The following is a 14,103-nucleotide window of genomic DNA, read 5'->3' on the forward strand; positions in this document are numbered from 1 at the left end:
CCATGTTCTTTCGTAGCTTTAGTCTCGCACTTCTGTTTTTTTTTCCCAGTCTGATTTGGGGACAAAAATTAATTGGGAATCAGGAATATCCAGAAATCCTCTGGGGAAAAGATCAAGAGTTTGACACCTCAGACTTCCCCAATGGTTCTTTTATCTATCAAAAAGACGACTTCATCCTCGCACGAGGAAAACTCTTCCAAGGCGAACCACCCAAATCCAATGGAAGTTTTACTTATGGAACTGAAACCATCACCAATTCGGGAAAATGGAATAACGATACGATCGAACTTTTATTATCGGGAAAACAAAATGTTCGTTTGGATGTGATCAAACGATTGGAAGCCGGGGTTAGGTTTGATCCACAATTTTTTCCCTTCCGTTATAACTTAGGGCGGCTCTATTCATTGGAGATGAAATACGAAAAGGCACTTGTTGAATTTGAATATGCGAAAGCAGAAGTGCCAGAGTATTACAAAACCTATCTCCATATTGCGATTCTTTCGGAGATCACAAGACAAGTTTATTATGCCATAATGAACTACAAATTGGCGGTGGAAAAAAATCCCTATGATACAGAAGCACTCATCCGTTTAGCCGACCATTATCTCGCAACAGGGTTAAAAAACAGAGCTCTCCTTTATCTCAACAAAGCATTAAAAATCGAAGAGGAAAGTCCAAATGTAAAACTTGGATTTGCTAGGCTTGAGATGGAAAAGGGAAACTTTCATATCGCTTATAAAATTTTTAACCGCACCACTCTCACAACGGCAGAGGGAAAACCAAAACCTTACGATAAAAAATTTCATTATTATTTTGCAGAAACAGCGTCCAAAGTTACCGACTATGAAACTGCCGAAGAAGAATATACTAAGATGTTAAGTTTTACAAACGATCCTTTTTTTGCGACAGTCTCTGCGAAGGTAATTTCAAGAAGGCGTGATATCGCCAAAAAATTTGCGGAAGCCAAACGAACTCAATTGGATGATTCGGAAGAAGAGACCACTCCTCCAAACGAATGATTTCTGGCTGCTACCAAACTTTTTAATAAATTAGATTTTGGATTCTTTAGAATTTCGGCTGGATTTCCTGACTCTGCGATTTCACCTCCATCCAAAACAAAAATTTCATCACACATATAAGATAAAAAACCCAAATCATGAGATACAATAAACATTCCGAGTTTTTCTGTTTGATTAATTTGTTTTAGTTCTTCTGCAATTTTTTTCTGTACAAGAACATCTAATGCCGTAACTGGTTCATCCAAAAGGAGGTATTCCGGTTCGACAAGTAAGGATCTAAGGATAGCAAATCGTTGTAATTGACCACCACTTAACTCGTATTTTGTTTTCTCAAGTAAGTCAATTTCAAGGTCTAAACGTTTACAAAAAGATTCGATTCTAACCAATTCTTTTTGTTTTTTTTCCTTCGTTAAAAACAAACCATGTTTGATCCGAATGGGTTCAAGAAGTAAGTCTTTCATTTTACCAAAAGGAGAAAAACTAGCCAGTGGGTCTTGGAATACTGGTTGGAGATTGGGATTTTGTTTTTTGATGAGTAGCTTATCATTCCAGAAAATAGATCCACTCCAATTGTATCCCGCTTCCTTTTCCAAAAGACCAAGGGTCAACCGAAACAGAGTCGATTTACCTGAACCTGACTTTCCAATCAGGCCAGTAATTTTTTTTGCATCAGCAGTTAGATTGATATTTTGTAATAGGGAACGGTCTCCTACTTTTACTGTAATATTTTTAAGGGTAAACATAGAGTTCACTCCATAAAATCATTGCGTTTCTTATTTCTAAAGACAAGCTGAAGGAGAAGGAGATTTGGGAATTGGAACTAGTTAAAATCACAGAAGTAGGACCAAGAGATGGACTGCAAAATGAAAAGACCATTCTCTCCACTCAGGATAAATTTGAATTCGTATCTCGTCTAGTAGAAAGCGGAGTTAAAAATATAGAACTCACTTCCTTTGTCAGAAAGGATCGGATTCCACAGATGGGAGATGCTACAGAGTTAGCGGCCCTAGTCCTTCCTAAGTTCCAAAATACAGTCCAATTTTCTTGCCTGACTCCTAATACAAAAGGATACGAAGGTGCCAAGGACTCGGGTTTTTCGGAAGTTGCCGTTTTTACCGCCACATCGGAAACCTTTACCAAAAAAAATATCAATATGACCATACAAGAGAGTTTGGATTTTTTCAAACCCATCTTTACTTTGGCCAAACAAGATGGGATTAGAGTCCGAGGTTATATTTCTACTGTGATCGCCTGTCCCTATGAAGGAAAAATAGAACCGGAAAAAACCTTAGAAATCGCAGAACGACTATTAGATGCCGGTGCTTACGAAATTTCTTTAGGAGAAACCATCGGGGTCGCCGTTCCTTCTGAAGTGGAAGCCCTTCTCGAAGTCCTTTTTAAGAAATTTCCAAAAACTTATTTTGCCGGGCACTTTCATGATACATACGGGATGGCCATCGCCAATGCAAAACAGGCATTATCTATGGGGATTCGTAGCTTTGATAGTTCGGCAGGGGGTCTCGGTGGTTGTCCTTATGCCAAAGGTGCTGCGGGGAATGTTGCCACAGAAGACTTAGTGTATTTTCTACATAAAGAAGGATATCATACTGGAATCGAATTAAATTCCATAATGGCAGCAAGTCGGTTTATGGAAGAAAAAATTCAAAGAAAACTAACCTCTAGAACTTATATTGCCATGAAGAATGCAGATTGATTTACAACGACTCCATTCAAAATTAGAAGATCTAAGAACAAAGTACCAAAATCTAAACTATCTAGATACTGATCCCATTTGTTTTCCGAAAGCATACAAAGATCCTCTCGATATCGAAGTGGTTTCTTTCATTTCCTGTTTGTTTGCTTATGGAAACGTTAAGAGCATCCAAGGTTTTTTAAGGCCACTACTCCTTGCTCTAGGAAATTCTCCCTTCCAAACTTTACGAGATCAAAATGAAGAGTATCAATCCTTCTTGAGTAAGCTAAATGTTTACAGGTTCCAAACCAAAAAGGACAACCAAATCTTCTTCCAAACACTAGGAAGAGTACTCTCGGAATCCAAAACGAACTCCCCCATCTGGGAATCAAAATTTCTAAACTCTCAAAATAGGTTCGACGAAGAAAGTTCCATAAGCCGGTTCCAAAGTTTTTGGGAGGGTGAGTTCAAAAAAACATTGGGGAAAAAAGAACTTACTTATGGTCTACAATTCTTAATTGGCAAATCAGAAGCAAAGTCCCCTAAAAAACGCCTTTCCTTATTTTTACGATGGATGGTAAGAAATTCCTATCCCGATTTCGGAATCTACAAAATCATCCAACCCAACCAAATCCCCTTCCCTCTGGATGTTCACATTCAAAAATTAATACGAATTTTAGGAATCACGGACCGTAAAAGTTTTGGAGTGAAAGAAGCATATCTAATCAAAGAATTTTTTATGAATCTAAACCCCACCGATCCTTTGTTATACGACTTCTATTTAACTCGAGTTGGGATCATTGAAAAATGTAATGCATCATATCAAAAAGAGATTTGTGAGAATTGTTATTTGAAGGAGGTTTGTTTGGTAGTGCCACGGGGAATTGAACCCCGATTGCAAGGATGAAAACCTTGTGTCCTAACCATTAGACGATGGCACCGTTTGTGAAGAACGTCCTCAGAGTGATCGGAACTCTGATTTTGAGTCGTCGGGGATTCGAACCCCGGACCCATTCCTTAAAAGGGAATTGCTCTACCAGCTGAGCTAACGACTCGTTCTGTAGCCAAGAATATCGAACCACCTTTCTCGGTCAACAACTACTTAAAAAAAAGATCGAGAGCTCCCTATTTTTTAGTCCATGATGATCGTGTGTTCACGATCAGGTCCTGTAGAAACAATTCCAATCTTAGTATTCACAAGCTCCTGTAAGGACTTAATGTACGACTGGCATAGTGCTGGTAATTTAGAGAAAGAATTAATTCCAGAGATATCATCCTTCCATCCTTTAAACTCAGCAAACAGCGGTTTTACGTCCTCTAATCCTTGCGATGGGAAAAAATCCAACTTTTTACCTTTATATTCATAACCAACAACAACAGGAATGTTGTCATAGTGACTGAGTACATCAATTTTAGTCAGAACAAGCGAATTAATTCCATTTACGGTTACCGCATGTTTGATCATTTGAACATCAAACCAACCACAACGTCTTGGTCTTCCGGTAGTGGATCCATACTCACCACCTAACTTACGCAAAACGTCTCCTGCTTCTCCCAGAATCTCAGAAGGGAATGGACCTTCTCCCACTCTGGTGGCATAGGCTTTTGTAATCCCAATCACATCTTGTAAATACCGAAAGCTCACTCCAGAACCTGCCAGAGCTCCACCTGTAGTCGGATTGGAACTAGTTACATAAGGATAAGTTCCGAAATCAATGTCGAGACCGGTTCCTTGTGCGCCTTCCAGAAGAACACGTTTTCCCTTTTGTAACTCTGAATTGAGGTAATACACTGTGTTCACAATGTTTTTTCCCATTTTGTCCGCGAAGTCCAAAAGGAAATCATACATTTCAGTGATATTCACTGGTTCCAAATCATAGTATTTGACTAACTCTTGGTTTTTGACTTCCAATATGTGAGTTAGTTTTCTTTTCAGAAGGTCTTTGTCTAAAAGGTCGCCAGCCCGAACTCCGTTACGTAGCATTTTATCTGCGTAACACATCCCAATTCCTTTTTTCGTTGTTCCGATCTTTCTTTCGGGAGAAGAACCGGCTTCTCTTGCTTCGTCAATCAATCGGTGGTAAGGAAGAAGGATATGACAAGAATCACTGATAAGAACTTTTTCCTTCACTTTGAACCCATGAGATTCTAAATCGGCACATTCTTTTAAAAAATATTCTGGGTCTAAAACCACTCCGTTTCCAATCACACAAGTGGTATTGTCATAAATGATTCCAGAAGGAACCAAATGGAAAATATACTTTTTTCCACCAACAACCACAGTATGACCTGCATTTGCTCCACCTTGGTATCTTACAATGATATCCGTATCTTTGGAAAGGTAATCAATTACCTTTGCCTTTCCCTCATCACCCCATTGTGCTCCGACAACTAAATTTGCAGGCATAATTCCCTCATTTCACCTTATTTACAATTTCTTCTATGGAATCGAGATGAAGAGCAAAGCCACATGCATCCTTTGAGATTCCAGTAAAACTTTTATATAATTCGTTATAAACACCACCGGCAAAAACCGGTTCCGGATCTCCTTCCACATACCCTTGAAACATAAATCCTGTGTAATAAGATAGATCACGGACTAGAGATGGATCCCAAATGCTTGCAATCCCCACTTGCACCTTTCCCCACTCATCAAAGAAAGTAATGATCGATTCCAAATCTTCTTTCAGGATTTCCCATTCCTTAGGATCTAAAATTGTCCGTAGTGACTCCTGAAATTTTGGCATTTCACTGACGGGAATCGGCCGGAGCAAAAGTTGGATCATCTTCGTATGGGACTCCGATGTATTTTCTCTTGCGGCGAGAGAAACAAGTTCAGGAACATTTTTTGTATATAGAAGTTGGCGTAGAACCTTTGTTTGTTCCTCATTCCAACCGAGGATCTTTAAAACAGAACGGAAAAAAGAAGAGTGACCAAAAACAATCGTAAAAGAGATTTTCGGTGCAGAACTTTTCCAAAGTTCGTTTAAAATTTTGATCTGAGATATGATTTGTTTGGAATCGCTCTTTCCTAAAGATTCCACACCGATTTGTAAAATCTCACGTCTTGACGCATTTCGTTTTTTGTGGTCACGAATCTTACGAGCAAAATAAAATACATTTTGGTTCTCTTCCCAATGAGAACGTGCTGCCATTCCCTTCACCACTTGCAGTGTTAGGTCAACACCAGGAGAGATTTCATTCCCATCCCAATCCTTGGAGACAAGTAAACTCTCCACATCGTGGTCCATATGAATGCGAAAGGAATTAGAATAATCGAAGGAAGGTAAATTGATTTCAGAATATCCCTCTCTTTCGAAGAGTTCTGAAAATGTTTGTAGTAAAATCCGCCGGTTTTTGCTTTCTTCGGGGCCTAAAAAATGAAATCCATCCGGAATCCATTTTTGTTCCGAGGAAATTGTTTTGTGTTTTTGATTCATACCGGGATCTCGATCACCCAAGAAGTCAGTTTAGAGAAATCCTGGATTTACGCAATCAATTGTAAAAATCGAATAGACAAATCGAAATTTTTCGGTAATTTGATGTCGGTTTAGAGGCATACATGACAGAAAAAGAAGCCACTTTGGGACGCTGGCATAAAGAATTTTTTGAGAACATTCACCTATTTGTAAAATCGGGTCTTACCGAATCCGAAGCAAAGTCCATTTTAGAAGAGTTTTTAGTTCTTTCACAAAGTACACCTAAACCGAAGGTCATGGACATCTTCCAAGAACCAGAACGCCTGGAAGAAATCGGAGTCTATACTGACATCCGCACCCAACCTCGCGACTTTATGTTGAAGTTTCTCGATCCGATCATGAAGAAATTCAAAGTCGAAGGAACAGAAAATTTAAAACTCCTAGATGGAATCATTGGTAAATATCCTGTCACTTTAATTTCCAACCACCTCAGTCATTTGGACGCCCCGGCGATCTTTACACTATTGTACAATTCTGGACCAGAAGGGAGAAAGATTGCAGAGTCCCTAGTATTTATCGCAGGAAGGCTTGCTTTTGAACCAGATTTCACAAGGCTCGGGCTGTATATGTTTGGAACTCTCCTTGTTTGTTCCAAAAAGGATATGGCAGATAACCCTTCCCTATCTGACGTGATGACCAAAATCAATATGAGAGCTTTTCGTAATTCCCAGAAATTACAATCAGATGGAAAAGTGATTTCTATCTTTCCGGAAGGCACACGGTCTCGCGATGGAAGGCTTATGCCTTTTGTGGACACAGTGTATCACTATGTTGCCAATAAAGTGATTTTACCCATCTCCCTTGAAGGAACAGAAAAAATCCTACCGATCGAGGGTTTACTCTTCAACCAAGCTGTTGGAAAACTTGTCATCGGCAAACCAGTGCTTGTTGGTGAACTTACAAAAAAAGAAATGGAATCGTTTCCATCTCATATCGAACAAGTTTCCTTCCCCGGAACTGGTGACAAAAAACAGTTTATCATTGATAACCTCGCTCTTCTTGTCGGAAGCAATTTAAATAAACACAAACATGGAACCTATCGTAATCTTTACAAAGGTGATGTGAGGGAAACTAACCAACTCATCACTCTGGCAAAAAAACCAGAAGAACATGTGGTCATCATCGGATCGTCGAATATGTCGGTGGCTTTTGCTTGTGTGATGGCAAACAAAAATGTAAAAGTTACAATTTACACTCCTGATTCAGAAATTGTAAAACAAAGTAATGAAGAAAAACGAGATATTGTCCATTATCCAATTTACAAACTTCCACCAAATATTGAATTTTCGGACAAACCAGAAGTAATGGAATCGGCAACTCTTTTTATCCAAGGAACCAACCCTTGGGAATTTGATGCTATTTATTCAAAAATCAGAACCTATCTGCAAAAAAATAAATCTCCTATGGTCAATGTGATCAAAGGATTTACCGGTTCCAAAAAAGGACTGATCCTGGAAGATCTCAACGAACTACTACTAATTGAAAGAGAAAGATTAGCCGTAGTTTCCGGAGCCTGTTACCCGGACCAAATTATGGAAAGAAAAATTTCAGGATTCGAAATTTCTGCCTTTGAGGACTCTCTCATTCCAAAACTCAAAGACCTTCTTTCTAACAATTATGTGTTCACAAGAACGGCAATCAATTCCAGAGACACAAAAGGTGTCCAACTGGGTGGAGCATTAAAAACCGTTTACGCCCTTGCCATGGGACTAGTGGAAGGTTACTTTAAACGAGAATTAGGTGGCAATGTTGACAACACTCTCTTTCACTTGAGTAATCGTTTTTTCAATGAAATGGTTTCTATTGGAGTTTTACTTGGTGGAGATCCCACCACGTTTAATGGTTTATCCGGAATGACTGACTTTATGTTGGCCTGCTTCGGATCCGATACAAGAGATAGAAAGTATGGATATGACCTTGCTTACGGAACAAGGCCAGAAAAAATTACGAACGGATTCTATGGACTAAAGGTATTACCAAACCTCATCCAACTCGATGAAAAAAGACACCCGATCGTTACGGCAGCCTATCGCACTGTCATTCAAAACGAAGATTTTGATTTGATCGCAGAAAAATTGCAGATGCAACTGGCTAGGATTTAGGAAGCCTTACTTCAAATTCAGTATTGCCGGGTTCCGATTGGAATTGGATCCGGCCCTGATGTCTTTCTTCCACAGATTGTTTCACTATCCCAAGTCCAAGACCAGTTCCTTCCCCCTTTTCCTTCGTTGTATAAAACGGCTCAAAAATTCTCTTCTGGATGCCAATGGGAATTCCAGGGCCACTATCTTTGATTCGAACGGACACTTCTGTTTCTAACTCATCCACTTGAATGGTAAGTGTCCCTTTAAAGGCCATAGCTTGTAAGGCATTATAAATGAGATTTGTCCAAATTTGAATGAGCTCATCTGGATAACCAGCAATCGTCGGTTCTGCATTGTAGAAACGGACGCATTCGACTCCCGATTTCATTTTACTTTGATACAAGGTTAAAACCGTTTCAATTGTATCGACTAAATTGATGGGAGTTTTTGCTTCATGTCGGTCATACCGTCCATAGTTTTTTAAACTATAAACAATTTTGGATGTTCTCTCCACAGCTAAACGAATGGATTCAATACTGCGTAAAGTATTCAGTTCAGAAAGTACTAAATCTAATAAGGTAGAGGATTGGAAATGTAATAAAAATTTTTCATTCTCTAGAAAAAAATCAGGCACACCAAGATCCACAATTCGATCGGCTAGATCATAAGCCGGTTCAATCTCAAGTCGGATAAAAATAGATTCCAAATTCTTTTTTGCCTTACGTGCTTCCATAAACCCGTAAGATTTCGGTTTGAATGTGAATAATTCAATCACCCAAGAAATAATTTCATTGATATCTTTCTCTGAATGTTTTGAAAAACACTCTTTGATTTGGAACAAACGATTTCCGAAATTTCCCATACGGTTAAAAATTTGTTCACTAAAAGCAGAAATGGCCGCCAAAGGATTATTAATTTCATGAGCCACACTTGCGACTAACTGGCCGAGTGTTGCCATTTTCTCTGCTAAAATCAATTGGTCTTGGGTTTTTTGTAGGTCTTCCAAAATCCGATTCAGTTCTTTTGTTCTTTCTTTAACCGCAAATTCAAGAGCTTCTTTACTTTGTTTGGATTCGGTAATATCAATCAGAATGGCAAGTAAGGTAGGCCTTCCATGATTATTGATAATGGTATTACCCGAAACCACGTGACGAATTTCTCCCGTTTTGGTTCGAACACTTGCCTCCATACCAGTGCTCCAACCTTTTTTTTGGACCTCTGCAAGAAGGCGCGCCCGGTCGAGTTTGGTAATCCAAATATTTAATTCATGAGAGGTCTTTCCAATGATTTCGTCTCTATCGTATCCAATCAAACGACAGTAAGCTTCATTGATATCATCGTATTTTCCAGTTTCTGCATTGGAAAGACTGACGGCAGCAGGATTCAATCGAAACACACTTTCAAAAAGCTCCTTGCTAATCACAAGTTCACTCTGCAAAACACTCGCTAGGTATTCTTTCTCCTTCAGTGCCGTTATATTTTGTCCAGCAGAGAGTAGATACTTCCCATTTTCTACAATCCGACCACTAAAAAGGATAACTACTGTAGCCCCGGTTTTAGTGATGAGAGAAACCTCTCTGTTCAAAACATGACCGTCTCTTTTTAATCCCTCTAAAATAATTTCACGATCATTTGCATTAGAATATATCCCTAAATCGAGAGTGGACTTTCCAATCACCTCCTCTCTTGTCCGGCCAAGCCAAGCACAATACACATCGTTTGCATCTACGTACAATCCCGTTTGCATATCAGTAAGTGCCATCCCAATGGGACTAGAACTAAATGCCGTATGCCATATCGAATCGGAGATAGAAAGCTGGGGAGTCATGCGTTTGGAATGTAGTATTGGATCAGAACACAAAACGATTGCAATAAAAAAAAAGCCCACTCAAGGTTTGAGTAGGCTTTCTTGTTCCCAAGTAGAGAAAAGGCTTCTTTTACTTATTTAGTTGCTGCTTTTTCTTTTTTGGCTTTTTTAGGTTTTTCTTCCTTTTTGGCAGGTTTTTTCTCTTCGCGTTTCGCTCGCACTTCTGCTTTTAACTCGTCTTGAGTTTTGCGATCTACAAGTTCCAAAATTCCCATTGCAGTGTTGTCAGAAGGACGGTTTACCAAACGAATGATTCTTGTATAACCACCCACTCTTTCTGCATAACGGTTCGCAAGGTCTTTCAAAAGTTTATTCACGATTTCTTGGTCACCAAGGTGGCTATAAAGGTATCTCGTGTTGTGCAGAATGGCTGCATTTTTCTTTTGTTCATCAAGATTTGCTAAGTTCGCATCTAAATTACGTTTTGCTCTAGTAATGATTCGTTCTGCATAAGAACGAGCAACTTTCAACTTCGCAACGGAAGATTCAATTCTTTCGTGGCGAAGGAGAGAGATTACCATATTTTGGATCATAGCTTTTCTATGATCTGCGGATCTATTGAGTTGTTTAACTTTATTACGTTTATTCATCTTAAAAATCTCTCATACCGAAAGAAAGTCCCATAGAGGAAAGTTTTGCTTTCAACTCTTGTAAACTTTGTTCGCTGAAATGTTTTGATTTAGTCATTTCGTCTTCTGATCTCTTAACGAGTTCGCCAATGAAGTCAATTTCCAAACTACGAAGAACGTTTGTAGAACGAACAGAAAGTTCTAATTCTTCAACGTGCTTAGATAAAGCTGCTTTTAGTTTTTCATCAGCTTCATCCAACTCTTCTTCTTCTTCTTCGATTTCTTCTTCAAAGTTAATGAAAACAGTTAAATGGTCTTTTAGTATTTTTGCTGCTTGTGCTACTGCATCTTCTGGAGAAACAGAACCGTCAGTCCAAACTTCCATAGTAAGTTTTTCGTAATCAGAACGTTGTGCAACGCGAGTTTCTGATACTTCAAACAATACTTTTTGGATTGGTGAAAAGATAGAATCGATTGGGATCGTTCCCAATACTTCGATATCTTTCTTTTTGTCCTCAGCAGGAACGTATCCACGTCCTCTTTGGATTTCCAAGTCCATAATCAAATTAGCATCCTCGTTGAGAGTTGCAATATGAAGATCCGGATTCATGATTTCAATAGAAGAATCTACTGCTAAGTCAGCCGCACGAAAGTAACCAGCACCTTTTAGTTCTAAGTGGATTACTTTACTTGCTTCTTTGTCCTCAGGCTCGTATTTGATTCGAACTTGTTTTAAGTTAAGAATGATACGAGTTACATCTTCCGCAACACCTTCGATATAGGAAAACTCGTGAGAGACTCCTTCAATTCGAATCGCGGAAATTGCCGCTCCTTCAATGGAGGACATGAGGGTACGACGAAGGGAGTTACCGATCGTTGTACCAATTCCTCTTTCGAAAGGTTCTGCAACAAACTTACCGTAGTTTGGTGTATTCACATCAGTTGTGAATTCGATTTTTTTGGGTCTTTTAAAACCTTTTAATAAATTCTTTGGAGACAATGTCGTATCCTTCTTCTCTAAATTCTTACTTCGAGTACAACTCTACGATTACCTGTTCTTTCACAGGAATATCAATATGCTCTCTTGTTGGAAGTGAAGTCACTTCTCCTGAGAACTTGGTATAATCTACGCTCACCCAAGAAGCAGTTCGATTGATTGCTTGAGCAAGTTTGATATTTTCCTCGATAAACGTGGATTTTTGGAATTTCTCACGAATTTCGATTTTATCACCAACATTCACACGATAAGAACAAATGTCCACTCGGTGGCCATTGACTAAAATATGTCTGTGAGCCACAAAGTTACGAGCTTGTCTTCTAGTAACAGCAAATCCCATACGATAAAGAACGTTATCCAATCTTCTTTCAAGGAATTGGAGTAAGTTCTCACCAGGAATCCCTGGAGTGTGAGATGCTTCTTCAAAGTATCTACGGAATTGTTTTTCTAAAACACCATAAGCGCGTTTTACTTTTTGTTTTTCACGAAGCTGTGCTCCGTATTCTGTTACCTTCCCTTTTTTCTTAGGAGGAAGACCTGGTGGGTATTTTCTCTTTTCTAGGGAAGATTTCTCTTTATGTAATGTATGACTATTTTTGAGAAAGAGGTTAAGCCCCTCTCTTCTCATCAATTTAACAACTGGACCTCGGTAACGTGCCATATCTAATTCCTACACCCTTCTTCTTTTTCGTGGTCGGCACCCATTGTGCGGGAGCGGAGTTACGTCTTTAATGAGTTTAATTGAAATGCCTTTAGTCGTTAAGGAACGAATGGCAGATTCACGTCCAATTCCTGGACCAGAAACCATTACATCTACTTCAGAAAGACCAGCAGCTTCGATTGCTTTTTCTGCTGCATTAGTAGCTGCAACTTGTGCCGCATACGGAGTGGATTTTTTAGAACCACGAAATCCCATCATTCCGGAAGAGGACCAAGAAAGAACGTTTCCAGCCATATCGGTAATCGATACGATTGTATTGTTAAACGAAGCTTGGATATAAACCTTACCTCGAGGAACGTTTTTCTTTTCTTTTTTCTTAACCTTTTTGGTATCTTTTTTATTTTTAGCGTCTTTTTCAGCCATGGATTAGTCCTCTACTTAGTAGCCTTTTTCTTATTGGCTACAGTTTTCTTGACTCCCTTGCGGGTTCTTGCGTTGGTTCTTGTTCTTTGTCCGTTAACAGGAAGGCCACGTCTATGACGGAAACCTCTGTAACAACCCACGTCCATCAATCGTTTGATGTTCAGGTTGACTTCGGAACGAAGATCCCCTTCTACCTGGTATGATTCTTCAATGACTCGTCGGATCGCGGCTTCTTGTTCGTCCGAAAGGTCCTTCACCCGGATAGATTCGTCAATTCCTGCTTTTTTCAGGATGTTTTGAGAGGACGTCTTACCAATACCAAATACGTATGTAAGACCGATCAATATTCTTTTGTTTGATGGTAAATCAACACCCGCGATACGTGCCATATCTTCCTATCTTTGCCTTTGTTTGTGTTTAGGGTTTGTGCAAATCACTCGGATTACACCTTTTCTGCGAATGACTTTGCACTCTGGACAGATTTTTTTAACTGATGCTCTAACTTTCATTATGGTTCCTATTTCTTTCTGTAAGTGATGCGACCCTTAGTTAGGTCATAAGGAGAAAGTTCTACAGTAACTTTATCGCCGGGTAAAATACGGATATAATGCATACGCATTTTTCCCGAAATATGTGCTAAAACTTTGTGACCATTCTCTAGTTCCACACGGAACATAGCATTCGGTAACGGTTCTAAAACGGTTCCGTCAATAGTTATTGCTTCTTCCTTAGCCAGGGTCTATCTCCTACTGGATCGATTTTAAAATAGTGTTAGTGATTTCTTCCATACTTCCCAAACCATTGATTTGCCGAAGGATCCCAGAGCCTTTATAAAAGTCAATTAGGGGCAACGTCTTGGTGTTGTAAGTATGCAGACGGTTTTTGATGGTCTCTTCGTTGTCATCCGAGCGTCCTTCTTTGATCGCTCTACCTAGCAACCGTTTGACGAGTTCTTCGTCAGGAACGTCTAGGTTGACAACGGAGTCGAGCTCCATGCGGAGCTCTTTGAGGATTTCCGAGAGAGCCTTTGCTTGCTCCACCGTCCTAGGAAATCCATCCAGAATGAATCCATTCGCACAATCAGATTCGACCAATCGGTCGCGAATTATGCCGATAACGACAGCATCTGGAACTAGGTCCCCTGCGTCCATATATTTTTTTGCTTCTATCCCCATAGGGGTTCCGTTTTTTACGGCAGCGCGGAGAATATCTCCGGTAGAGATCTGTGGAATTTGGTATTTCTCTTTGATGATGTCAGCTTGGGTCCCCTTGCCTGCGCCTGGGGGCCCCATAAATATGAGTCTCTTCATC

The 14,103-nt window shown here is 39.6% G+C and carries 16 protein-coding genes and 2 tRNA genes; 4 read left to right on the forward strand and 14 right to left on the reverse strand.

Annotated elements, in window-relative coordinates; genetic code table 11:
- Window positions 1-2 precede the first annotated feature (2 nt).
- Window positions 3-1,019 carry a tetratricopeptide repeat protein gene (locus CH361_RS10305; RefSeq protein WP_100790747.1) on the forward strand — a complete coding sequence of 339 codons (1,017 nt, stop codon included), beginning with the start codon at window positions 3-5 and terminating at the stop codon, window positions 1,017-1,019.
- Here CH361_RS10305 and CH361_RS10310 read toward each other — a convergent pair.
- Entirely contained in the window at window positions 974-1,762 is a 789-nt protein-coding gene (locus tag CH361_RS10310; RefSeq protein WP_100790748.1) for an ABC transporter ATP-binding protein, read from the reverse strand. The genes CH361_RS10305 and CH361_RS10310 overlap by 46 nt on opposite strands.
- 71 nt (window positions 1,763-1,833) lie before the next feature.
- Between CH361_RS10310 and CH361_RS10315 the strand changes: the two genes are divergently transcribed.
- Together CH361_RS10315 and CH361_RS10320 are read left to right on the forward strand one after the other, a co-directional pair.
- Window positions 1,834-2,733: a hydroxymethylglutaryl-CoA lyase gene (locus tag CH361_RS10315; RefSeq protein ID WP_100790749.1), complete on the forward strand. Its 900-nt coding sequence runs from the start codon at window positions 1,834-1,836 to the stop codon at window positions 2,731-2,733.
- Entirely contained in the window at window positions 2,723-3,619 is an 897-nt protein-coding gene (locus CH361_RS10320; protein ID WP_100790958.1) for a TIGR02757 family protein, read from the forward strand. Before CH361_RS10315 ends, CH361_RS10320 begins: the two co-directional genes overlap by 11 nt.
- On the opposite strand, the gene CH361_RS10325 is transcribed toward CH361_RS10320, so the two are convergent.
- From CH361_RS10325 to CH361_RS10340, 4 genes are all read right to left on the reverse strand, one after another.
- A tRNA-Glu gene (locus CH361_RS10325) sits at window positions 3,579-3,653 on the reverse strand. The genes CH361_RS10320 and CH361_RS10325 overlap by 41 nt on opposite strands.
- Before the next feature lie 41 nt (window positions 3,654-3,694).
- Window positions 3,695-3,767: transfer RNA gene (locus CH361_RS10330), tRNA-Lys, on the reverse strand.
- A gap of 77 nt (window positions 3,768-3,844) precedes the next feature.
- A complete protein-coding gene (locus CH361_RS10335; protein ID WP_100790750.1) occupies window positions 3,845-5,119 on the reverse strand; it encodes an adenylosuccinate synthase in 1,275 nt (424 codons plus the stop codon).
- Between the two features lie 7 nt (window positions 5,120-5,126).
- A complete protein-coding gene (locus tag CH361_RS10340; RefSeq protein ID WP_100790751.1) occupies window positions 5,127-6,152 on the reverse strand; it encodes an ATP phosphoribosyltransferase regulatory subunit in 1,026 nt (341 codons plus the stop codon).
- A gap of 122 nt (window positions 6,153-6,274) precedes the next feature.
- Between CH361_RS10340 and CH361_RS10345 the strand changes: the two genes are divergently transcribed.
- Entirely contained in the window at window positions 6,275-8,293 is a 2,019-nt protein-coding gene (locus CH361_RS10345) for a 1-acyl-sn-glycerol-3-phosphate acyltransferase (RefSeq protein WP_100790752.1), read from the forward strand.
- Here the strand turns inward: CH361_RS10345 and CH361_RS10350 are convergent.
- From CH361_RS10350 to CH361_RS10390, 9 genes are all read right to left on the reverse strand, one after another.
- The gene (locus CH361_RS10350) at window positions 8,283-10,103 is read right to left on the reverse strand and encodes a PAS domain-containing sensor histidine kinase (protein ID WP_100790753.1); all 1,821 of its coding nucleotides are present in this window, start codon (window positions 10,101-10,103) and stop codon (window positions 8,283-8,285) included. The two genes, CH361_RS10345 and CH361_RS10350, sit on opposite strands and share 11 nt — an antisense overlap.
- Window positions 10,104-10,216: 113 nt before the next feature.
- Window positions 10,217-10,732 carry a 50S ribosomal protein L17 gene (rplQ, locus tag CH361_RS10355; protein ID WP_100790754.1) on the reverse strand — a complete coding sequence of 172 codons (516 nt, stop codon included), beginning with the start codon at window positions 10,730-10,732 and terminating at the stop codon, window positions 10,217-10,219.
- A gap of 1 nt (window position 10,733) precedes the next feature.
- The gene (locus tag CH361_RS10360; RefSeq protein ID WP_002974165.1) at window positions 10,734-11,711 is read right to left on the reverse strand and encodes a DNA-directed RNA polymerase subunit alpha; all 978 of its coding nucleotides are present in this window, start codon (window positions 11,709-11,711) and stop codon (window positions 10,734-10,736) included.
- Window positions 11,712-11,736: 25 nt separating this feature from the next.
- Window positions 11,737-12,369, reverse strand: a complete 633-nt coding sequence (gene rpsD / locus CH361_RS10365) for a 30S ribosomal protein S4 (protein WP_100790755.1) — start codon at window positions 12,367-12,369, stop codon at window positions 11,737-11,739.
- Window positions 12,370-12,378: 9 nt separating this feature from the next.
- A complete protein-coding gene (gene rpsK, locus CH361_RS10370) occupies window positions 12,379-12,792 on the reverse strand; it encodes a 30S ribosomal protein S11 (protein WP_100743113.1) in 414 nt (137 codons plus the stop codon).
- 11 nt (window positions 12,793-12,803) lie between these two features.
- Window positions 12,804-13,181 (reverse strand): 30S ribosomal protein S13, encoded by a 378-nt coding sequence (gene rpsM, locus CH361_RS10375; RefSeq protein WP_100790756.1) that lies wholly within the window; start codon window positions 13,179-13,181, stop codon window positions 12,804-12,806.
- 6 nt (window positions 13,182-13,187) lie between these two features.
- On the reverse strand, window positions 13,188-13,301 hold the full coding sequence (gene rpmJ, locus CH361_RS10380; RefSeq protein WP_002974084.1) for a 50S ribosomal protein L36: 114 nt from the start codon (window positions 13,299-13,301) through the stop codon (window positions 13,188-13,190).
- A gap of 8 nt (window positions 13,302-13,309) precedes the next feature.
- On the reverse strand, window positions 13,310-13,528 hold the full coding sequence (gene infA / locus CH361_RS10385; protein WP_012476295.1) for a translation initiation factor IF-1: 219 nt from the start codon (window positions 13,526-13,528) through the stop codon (window positions 13,310-13,312).
- Window positions 13,529-13,538: 10 nt separating this feature from the next.
- A complete protein-coding gene (locus CH361_RS10390) occupies window positions 13,539-14,102 on the reverse strand; it encodes an adenylate kinase (RefSeq protein WP_002973886.1) in 564 nt (187 codons plus the stop codon).
- Window position 14,103 lies beyond the last annotated feature (1 nt).

The sequence above is a fragment of the Leptospira brenneri genome, from assembly GCF_002812125.1.
GTDB classification, from domain to species: Bacteria; Spirochaetota; Leptospiria; order Leptospirales; family Leptospiraceae; genus Leptospira_A; species Leptospira_A brenneri.

Excerpts from the sequence above, each read along its gene's own strand:
- CH361_RS10305 (WP_100790747.1), top strand. The coding sequence starts at position 3 with ATGTTCTTTCGTAGCTTTAGTCTCGCACTTCTGTTTTTTTTTCCCAGT.
- CH361_RS10310 (WP_100790748.1), bottom strand. The coding sequence starts at position 1,762 with ATGTTTACCCTTAAAAATATTACAGTAAAAGTAGGAGACCGTTCCCTA.
- CH361_RS10320 (WP_100790958.1), top strand. The coding sequence starts at position 2,723 with ATGCAGATTGATTTACAACGACTCCATTCAAAATTAGAAGATCTAAGA.
- CH361_RS10335 (WP_100790750.1), bottom strand. The coding sequence starts at position 5,119 with ATGCCTGCAAATTTAGTTGTCGGAGCACAATGGGGTGATGAGGGAAAG.
- CH361_RS10340 (WP_100790751.1), bottom strand. The coding sequence starts at position 6,152 with ATGAATCAAAAACACAAAACAATTTCCTCGGAACAAAAATGGATTCCG.
- CH361_RS10345 (WP_100790752.1), top strand. The coding sequence starts at position 6,275 with ATGACAGAAAAAGAAGCCACTTTGGGACGCTGGCATAAAGAATTTTTT.
- CH361_RS10350 (WP_100790753.1), bottom strand. The coding sequence starts at position 10,103 with ATGACTCCCCAGCTTTCTATCTCCGATTCGATATGGCATACGGCATTT.
- rplQ (WP_100790754.1), bottom strand. The coding sequence starts at position 10,732 with ATGAATAAACGTAATAAAGTTAAACAACTCAATAGATCCGCAGATCAT.
- rpsD (WP_100790755.1), bottom strand. The coding sequence starts at position 12,369 with ATGGCACGTTACCGAGGTCCAGTTGTTAAATTGATGAGAAGAGAGGGG.
- rpsK (WP_100743113.1), bottom strand. The coding sequence starts at position 12,792 with ATGGCTGAAAAAGACGCTAAAAATAAAAAAGATACCAAAAAGGTTAAG.
- rpsM (WP_100790756.1), bottom strand. The coding sequence starts at position 13,181 with ATGGCACGTATCGCGGGTGTTGATTTACCATCAAACAAAAGAATATTG.
- rpmJ (WP_002974084.1), bottom strand. The coding sequence starts at position 13,301 with ATGAAAGTTAGAGCATCAGTTAAAAAAATCTGTCCAGAGTGCAAAGTC.
- CH361_RS10390 (WP_002973886.1), bottom strand. The coding sequence starts at position 14,102 with ATGAAGAGACTCATATTTATGGGGCCCCCAGGCGCAGGCAAGGGGACC.